Source organism: Gammaproteobacteria bacterium (assembly GCA_028817255.1).
Taxonomy (GTDB): Bacteria; Pseudomonadota; Gammaproteobacteria; order Porifericomitales; family Porifericomitaceae; genus Porifericomes; species Porifericomes azotivorans.
On sequence record JAPPQA010000134.1, the window covers coordinates 1 to 7,587 of the forward strand.

Here is a 7,587-nt window from a genome sequence, read left to right on the forward strand (position 1 = left end):
AATATGTAAACGATGTCCCCGCACACCTGTAAAGGATGTGTCCGGTCTGTACACCGGAGGGAGAGGGGGAAGAGGGCGTCCTTCCTCGCTTCCCTCTCCCTTTGGGAGAGGGACCGAGGGTGAGGGCGGGAAATAGTGCACCTGGGCGCAGCTGCGCATTCGCCTCAGTGCAATCACGCGCTTTGTTACCCCCTTCGCGCAATATCCGGGCTAAGAAGGCGGCTAAGGGTAGAGGGGCGCCAGCCCCCGCCTCTTCGCCGCGCCGCTCGCCGCGGCGGCGGGCGGCACGGCGGCACTGCAATAGCGAAACGCCTCCCACAACGCCGGTCCCGACCACCCCTCCTCCTGGCGGTACAGACTGCGGTTCAGCGCCTCGAGTTGCTGCCGCATCTCCGGGCAGCGGCGTCCGATCTCCTCCAGCCGCATGGGGAGGACCTCCGGCCACAACTGCCGCCCCCAGTCCAACAGGGCCTGCCGCGCCTCGGCAGCCCGGCCCGCGCGGCAGGCGGCCCGCAAACGGGCACGCGCCACCCGCGCGCTGTCCGCGCTCCGCGACGGGACGGCGGGACGCCGGCGCCCCCGCCACCACCAAAGCGCCAGGGTAAGGGCCCAGCCCAGGGCAAGCGCGCCGGTGCACAGCCACCATAAGACGGGCAACCGGGCCGCCTCCTGGCGCGGCGGCGCAGCGGCCGGGGGGGCGGCCGCCGGGGCGGCGGCGGCAAGGTCCGGGGGCGCCATGGAGTCTCCGGGAGCGACGGCAGCCGCGGGAGGCGCGGCCGGAACTCCGGCAGCGGCAGCGGCGAGCACCCGTATCCGCTCGGCCGGCAAGCGGGCGTATTCCAGGCGGTCGCTCTCCGTGTTCCACCAGGGCAACGCCAATGCCGGCAACTCGTACTCGCCCGGCTTGCCGGGAATCAGAGCGAAGCGCTGCTCGCGGCTGCCTTGCAAGCCCTGCGCGTTGCTCTGGTCTTGCAACGACGGCTGATCGGCATAGGAGCGAAATTCCGCCGGCAGCGGCCAGTCCGGCAACATCAGCTGGTCGGGGAACAGCCCCGTGCCGCGCAGAGCGACGACGCGCGTCACCGGCGTCCCAACGCGGAACACCGGCGGCTGCTCGGCCCAGGAGGCGGACAATTCCAGGCGCCGTGACGGCAGCCAGGGCCGGTCGGCGGGAAAGGCGGCGGGCACGGGGCGCACGTCCAGGACCAGCGGCGGCGAGCGACGCACGATGACCTTCGTATCCACCCCCAGCGAGCGCAAACCGAATCTGGCCGAACCCTGGCGCGGCACCTGCGCCCGAAATCCGATGGGCGCCAATTCCAGGCGGCCGCTGGACTGGGGAATCAGGGCATAGCGCAGTTCGTCCACCCGGTAGGGCAGCTCATGCCGGGATACCTGGTAGTTCCGCTTGCCCAGTTGTTTTACCCGCAGGTCGCCGCCGGATGCCGCCTGCGGTTCGCCGAGCGTGGCGGACTGCATCGTCATCCCCGCCATTCGATAGAGGCGCACCGTGTAGAACACCTGCGCCTGCACGTAGGGATTCATGGGCTGCGCCTCCACTTCCAGGAAGATCTCCTGCCGCCCTCCGGCGGCGGCCGGCTGGTTCTGCTCCCGCACCTCCACTGCCCGCGCGCGCGTCGCCTCGTGGCCGAAATGAACCGGGGGGATCACCAACAACCCGGCGCGTTTCGGGAGCAGGGTCACGATCCATTTGTTCTCCCGGCTCTCTTTCCCCAGCACGAGGCGAAAGACTTGGCTCCTCTTGGTCCCCACCACGTCGAAGTCCTTGTGCAACGGGCTGAAGTCCGGCGGATCGGTAATATAGATGCTGCTCTCGAAGGTCACCGTAAAGGTCTCCCCGACCCGGATATCGTCGCCATCCACCCGCACGTTGATCTCTGCCGCCTGCGCCGCCGGCAACGCCGCCCACAACACGGCCGGCAACACCGCCGCCCGCAGCGCCGCCCCCCATCGCGTTGCCGACGAGGCCGCCATCCTCACTTGCCTTCCTTGCGCCGCATATCCTGGTATTGTCTGGAAAACTTGCGGCGCAGAAAATCGCCGCCGGCCTCGGGGATCCGCTGCAACCACATCTCCGTAGCCATCTCCTGCTCCCGCAAGACGGCAGCGCCGTCCGACGCCGTCCCCTCGCCTGCCTCCTCGCCTGCCGCGCTCGCCAGCGAATCGCCCTCCTCGCCAGCGTCACGCTCGTCGGCGGCGCCGCTCGATGCCGTCCGCTCGTCCCCTTCTTCGCCCGCCGCGCCCGCCGCGGAATCGCCCTCCTCGCCAGCGTCACGCTCGCCGGCGGCGCCGCCCGACGCCATCCGCTCGTCCCCCTGCTGGTCCTCCGCGCCCGCCGCCCCGCCCGCCGCCGACTCGTCCTCCCCGCCGCCGTCCCGCTCGCCAGCGGCGCCCGACGATGCCGTCCGCTCGTCCCCCTGCTCGCCTTCCGCGCCCGCCGCCGCGCCCGCCGCGGAATCGCCCTCCCCGCCGCCGCCCTGCTCGTCGCCGGCGGCGCCCGACGACGCCGTCCGCTCGTCCCCCTGCCCATCCTCCGCACCCGGTTCGCCCGGCTGCCCTTCGCCTTGTTCGCCGGCGGCCTCCTCCTGCCGCTGACGCAATAATTCGGCCAGCAACTCCCGATTGTGGCGGGCATCGTCGTGCCCCGGCTGCGCCTCCAGCGCCCGGGTATAAGCGGCCACCGCCTCCTCGTAGCGGCCCAGTTGCGCCAGGGCATTGCCCTGCAGATACAAGCTCAGCGCGTCGTCCCGCCCCTCCAGCGCCGCCAAGGCATCCTCATAGCGTCCGGCGCGATACCAGGCGGCCGCCTGCCATTGCGGATCGCGGAACTGCCGGGCGGCCTGCTCCATCCGCCCCTCGCGAAAGGACTGTGCCGCTTGCTGCTCGCCGCGCAACCAGAAGTCGTCCCAGGAAAAGGCCGCGGCAGGGGCGGCGGGCCAGCCGGCCAGCGCCACCGGCAACGCGGCCAGCAGGCAACCGCGGCGAAAAGCCAGGGCGGCCAGGGGCAACAAGGCCAGCACCAGCCAGGGGCCGCGTTCCTGCCAGCGCTCCGTCAACCGCAACTCCTCCTCTCCGGAGGCGCGCGCGGGCCGGGAAAAACCCGCCAGCAGGGCATCCACATCGCTTAGATCCGGCTGCCACTCGCGGTATTGGCCGCCGCCTGCCGCCGCCAGTCGTTGCAGCTCCTCCCGCTGCAGGGAGGAAACGACGATGGAACCGTCGCCGCGCTTCAGGAAACCGCCCTGCGGCTGCGGCACCGGCGCCCCCCGCGGCGTACCGACCCCCAGCACCGACAGGCGATAGCCCTGCCGCCGCAGCTGCGCGGCCCGATCCAGGACCCGGTCGTTGCCCGCAATGTCGGCGGCGATCAACAACAAGTCGCCTGTGCGGTAATCGCCGCCGCGCAACAGTTCCGCGGCGCGCGACAGCGCCCGGTCGGCACGATCCCCCGGCGACGGCGCGATCCGGGGCTCCAGAAAGGAAAGCTGCGAGGTAATGGTGGCCAGGTCGTCGGTCAGCGGGCTGACCACGAAGGGATGCCCCGCATAAACCAGCAGCGCGGTTTCGCCGCCGCCGCGCCGCTCCAGGATGTCGGCAATCTTGAAACGCGCCTGCGCCAAGCGGCTGGGAGACAGGTCGCGGGTCTGCATGGAGGGCGACAACTGGAGCAGGATCACCAGCGCCGCCTCGTCCCGGAACAGCGGTTGCGGCAGGCGCTCCCACACCGGCCCGGCAAGCGCCAGGACGCCCAGTACGCCGCCCAGGACTACAGCATACGGCCCGTACGCCGCGCCGCCGCCGGCAGGAGAGCGCAGCAGCAGGTGCGGCAACAATTCCGGGGCGCAATACGCGGCCCAGGAGCCGCTCGCCGGCGGGTGCCGGGCCAGGCGCCAGAGCAGCCAGACCAACGGCGGCAACAACAGCAGCCAGGCAGGCCGCAGGAAATGAAATTCTCCCGGCAACAGGCTCATGCCGCGATCATACCGCGTTCAGGCCGCGCTCAGGCCGCCCGCTGCCGGCGCCACAGCGCCGCGCCGCCCAGAAACAGGGCCGGGGCCAGCGGCCAACAATACAACTCGACATAGGGCCGGAAACTCTGCGACTCGGATGCCGTCGGCTCCAGCTCGTCTATATGCCGGTAGATCAGCTCCAACTCGCGGGCGTCGCGGGCGCGGAAATAATGCCCGCCGGTCAGCCGGGCCACTTCCCGCAGGGTCTCTTCGTCCAGCTCGGCCGCGGCGCGGCGGCGCCCGAACAGATCCAGCAGAGAGCGGCGCTCGCTGCCGATCCCCACGGTGTAGATGCGCAACTCCGCCGCCGCGGCATAGCGGGCGGCCGTCAACGGATCTACTTCGCCGGCAGTGTTGGCGCCGTCGGTCAGCAACACCAGCACCCGGTCGCCCGGGCGGTCGCGCAACCGTTTGATCGCCAAACCAATGGCGTCGCCGATCGCGGTCTTATTGCCCAGCAGCCCTACTGCCGTCTCCTCCAGCAGGGTACGCACCGTGCCGCGGTCAAAGGTCAGCGGCGCCTGCAAATAAGTGCGCTCGCCGAACAGGGCCAGGCCGATGCGGTCGCCTTCCCGCCGCTCCAGGAAATCCCCGGCCAACTGCTTGATCGCCTGCAGGCGGTCCACCCGCCCCTGCCCCGGCAACTCCATATCCCGCTCCAGCATGCTCCGCGACAGGTCCACCGCCAGCAGCAAGTCGCGCCCGGTCGCCGGCAGCCGCTGCTCTTCCCCCAGCCAGCGGGGGCGGGCAGCGGCCGCGACCAACAGCGCCCAGGCAAGCAGCGCGAGCAACAGGCCCGGGTGCCGCCACGACGGGCGCGCCCTGGCCTGCCGCGCACCGGTGGCCAGCTCGCGCGAAAACGGCACCCACAGCGGCGCCTCCGCCGCGGGCAGCGGGGCGAACAACAGGTAGCACAGCAAGGGCAGCGGCAACGCCAGCCACGCCCAGAGCCAGGCAAACTCGATCACGCCCCTGCCCCGCGCTCCGCCCGCCACTGGCCGGCCAGCCAGCGTTCGCACAACCGCAACAGGGCCTCGCCGTCCGTCGTCCCGGCATCGCGGCGATAGGGAGCCGTCGCCAGCGCCCGGCCCGCGCCGTCCTGGAACGGGCGCCCCGACAACCGGCGATCCAGCAACTCCAGCCAGCTTTGGCCGCTCAGGCCGGCCACGCCCTTGCGGCCATGCAGGCTAATCGCCGTGCGCCGCAGCCAGACGGACAGCGCCCGCGACAAGGCCATGGAATCCGCATTGCGGCGGTAACGCAGCCGCAGGCGCCGCAACTCTCCGCGGGCCGCCCACCAGGTCCCGGCGCGCCCGCGCCAGCAGCGACGCGCCACCCAGCAGGCCAGGCCGATCAGGGCCGGCAGCAACCACCATCCCGGCGCCGGCGGCCACCAGGAAATCGCTTCCGGCAGGTGAATATCGCGCAGCTCGTCAAGCTCCGGGTTCATCGGCGAAACAGCGGCCTGCGACCCAGCCCCCGCTGCAATACGATCAGGGGATCCGCGTCGGTGCGGCACTCCAGCAAACGCAGCCGGTAACGATATGCCAGGTCTTGCAGACGCTTGCGGCGGGCGGCAAAGCGGCGGCGATGGTCGGCGGCCATGGCCTCCCCGGCGACGTGCAGGGCCATGCGCTGGCGCCCGTCGCTGATACGGTAGCGGCCCGGCGGCGGCAGTTCGCACTCCAGGCGGTCGAAAAAGAACACCAGAAAGATCTCGCAGTGGCCGCTCAATGACGCCAGGCAGGAACGGGCCGCCCCCTCGTCCAAGCCGCGGAAATCGCTGAGCAAAAACAGCAAGCTCCCGGGCCGCACCACCCGCGACAAGCGTTCCAGCGCATCGCTGGCGGCCTCCGGCACGACTGCCGTGTAGCGCCGGCCGCCACGCCAGATCGGATGCCCGGCCAGGTAGCGCAGCAGGTGCAATACGGCCAGGCGGCCGCGGCGCGGCCGGAACTCCCGGTGCCCATCGTCGGCGAAGACCACCGCCCCCAGGCGGTCCCCGTGGCGCAAGGCGACCCACATGAGCAGGGCCGCCATCCGGCAGGCCAGCACGGCCTTGTAAGCGCCGCAAGTGGCGAAACGCATGGCGGCGCGCAGGTCCAGCCACACGAAGACCGGCCGCTCCCGCTCCTGGCGAAAAATCTTCGTGTGCGCCCGGCCGCTGCGGGCCGTCGCCCGCCAGTCCAGGTGGCGCACATCGTCGCCAGGACTGTAGGGACGGGACTCCTCGAACTCCATGCCGCGGCCCCGTAGCGGAGACACGAAACCGCCCGGCGGCGCGGCGCCCGGCAGCTGGCGGCCGCCCAGCGCCAGGGAGGCGGCGGGCCGCCCGAGGGCCAGCAATTCCGACAGGGAGACACGGGCCGGGTCGGCGCCGCGACGGCGGGGTTCGCCTGCCATCAAGGCACCGAGACCCGCGACAGGAGTTCGCGGATCGCCCGGTCGGCGGTGATGCCTTCCGCCTCGGCCTCGAAATTCAGAATCAGCCGGTGGCGCATCACGTCCGGGGTCACTTCCTGAATATCGTCCGGGGTCACGTAATCCCTGTCCGCCAGCCAGGCGTGGGCCCGGGCGCAACGGTCCAGCATGATGGTGGCGCGGGGGCTGCATCCGTATTGAATCCAGCCGGCGAGATCGTCGCCGTAAACGGAGGGATCGCGTGTCGCCAGCACCAGTTGCACCAGGTATTGCTCCAGGTTCTCGGACATGTAAACGGCAAGCGCGGCGTGGCGGGCGGCCTGAATCGCCGGCAAGCCGATCCGGGCCTTCGGGGGGCTCTCGTCCGTGGCCGCCGCCGTCTCGGCACGCGCCAGCCGCAGGATCCGCCCCTCCTCGGCGGCACGCGGATAGTCAATGCGCACATGCATGAGAAAGCGATCCAGCTGCGCCTCGGGCAGGGGATACGTACCCTCCTGCTCGAGCGGGTTCTGGGTCGCCATCACCAGGAACAACTCCGGCAGGCGGTACGTCTTGCCGCCGACCGTGATCTGGCGTTCCCCCATCGCTTCCAACAGGGCCGACTGGACCTTGGCCGGCGCGCGGTTGATCTCGTCGGCCAGGATCAGATTGTGGAACAGGGGCCCCTGCTGGAAGTGGAACCCGCCCTCCCGCGGCCTGTAGATCTCGGTGCCGGTGAGATCCGCCGGGAGCAGGTCGGGGGTAAACTGGATGCGCTGAAAATCCGCCTCGATCCCCAGGGAGAGGGTCTTCACGGCACGGGTCTTCGCCAACCCCGGCGCCCCTTCCACCAACAGGTGGCCGTCCGCCAGCAGCGCGATCAGCAACCGGCTGACCAGCACCTCCTGCCCGACGATGCGCGAACCGACGAAAGCGCCGAGACGGCGGAACTCGTCCTGCAGGGCCTGCACCGCGGCATCGCCGTCATCGCCGACGCCGCGGTTTCCCGCGGCAACAGGCGGCGGGTCGTTCAGTTGCGCCATCGCCCCCGGAAGGATAAGTTAAGAGAATACATGCGGCCCCCACTACGGGAATAAGGTCTAAATAAAGTGCAAGGGGAAAAATATAACAAAACCTTCGGGCAAGGTGTACACCG

At 70.6% G+C, this 7,587-nt stretch carries 6 protein-coding genes; all 6 read right to left on the bottom strand.

The genetic code is table 11. The features are described from left to right. Nucleotides 1–222: 222 nt before the first annotated feature. The 6 genes from OXU43_05875 to OXU43_05900 are packed head-to-tail and all read right to left on the bottom strand — an operon-like array spanning nt 223 to nt 7,474. A complete protein-coding gene (locus OXU43_05875) occupies nt 223–1,995 on the bottom strand; it encodes a BatD family protein (GenBank protein ID MDD9824681.1) in 1,773 nt (590 codons plus the stop codon). Between the two features lie 2 nt (nt 1,996–1,997). Then, a complete protein-coding gene (locus tag OXU43_05880) occupies nt 1,998–3,992 on the bottom strand; it encodes a VWA domain-containing protein (GenBank protein ID MDD9824682.1) in 1,995 nt (664 codons plus the stop codon). A 29-nt stretch (nt 3,993–4,021) separates the two neighbouring features. Beyond that, nucleotides 4,022–4,999, bottom strand: coding sequence for a VWA domain-containing protein (locus OXU43_05885; protein ID MDD9824683.1), 978 nt, complete (start codon nt 4,997–4,999; stop codon nt 4,022–4,024). After that, complete coding sequence (locus OXU43_05890; protein MDD9824684.1) at nt 4,996–5,481, bottom strand: DUF4381 domain-containing protein; 486 nt, start codon at nt 5,479–5,481, stop codon at nt 4,996–4,998. The genes OXU43_05885 and OXU43_05890 overlap by 4 nt, the downstream gene beginning before the upstream one ends. Then, nucleotides 5,478–6,434 carry a DUF58 domain-containing protein gene (locus tag OXU43_05895; protein MDD9824685.1) on the bottom strand — a complete coding sequence of 319 codons (957 nt, stop codon included), beginning with the start codon at nt 6,432–6,434 and terminating at the stop codon, nt 5,478–5,480. Before OXU43_05895 ends, OXU43_05890 begins: the two co-directional genes overlap by 4 nt. After that, a complete protein-coding gene (locus tag OXU43_05900) occupies nt 6,434–7,474 on the bottom strand; it encodes a MoxR family ATPase (GenBank protein MDD9824686.1) in 1,041 nt (346 codons plus the stop codon). The genes OXU43_05895 and OXU43_05900 overlap by 1 nt, the downstream gene beginning before the upstream one ends. Nucleotides 7,475–7,587: the final 113 nt, after the last annotated feature.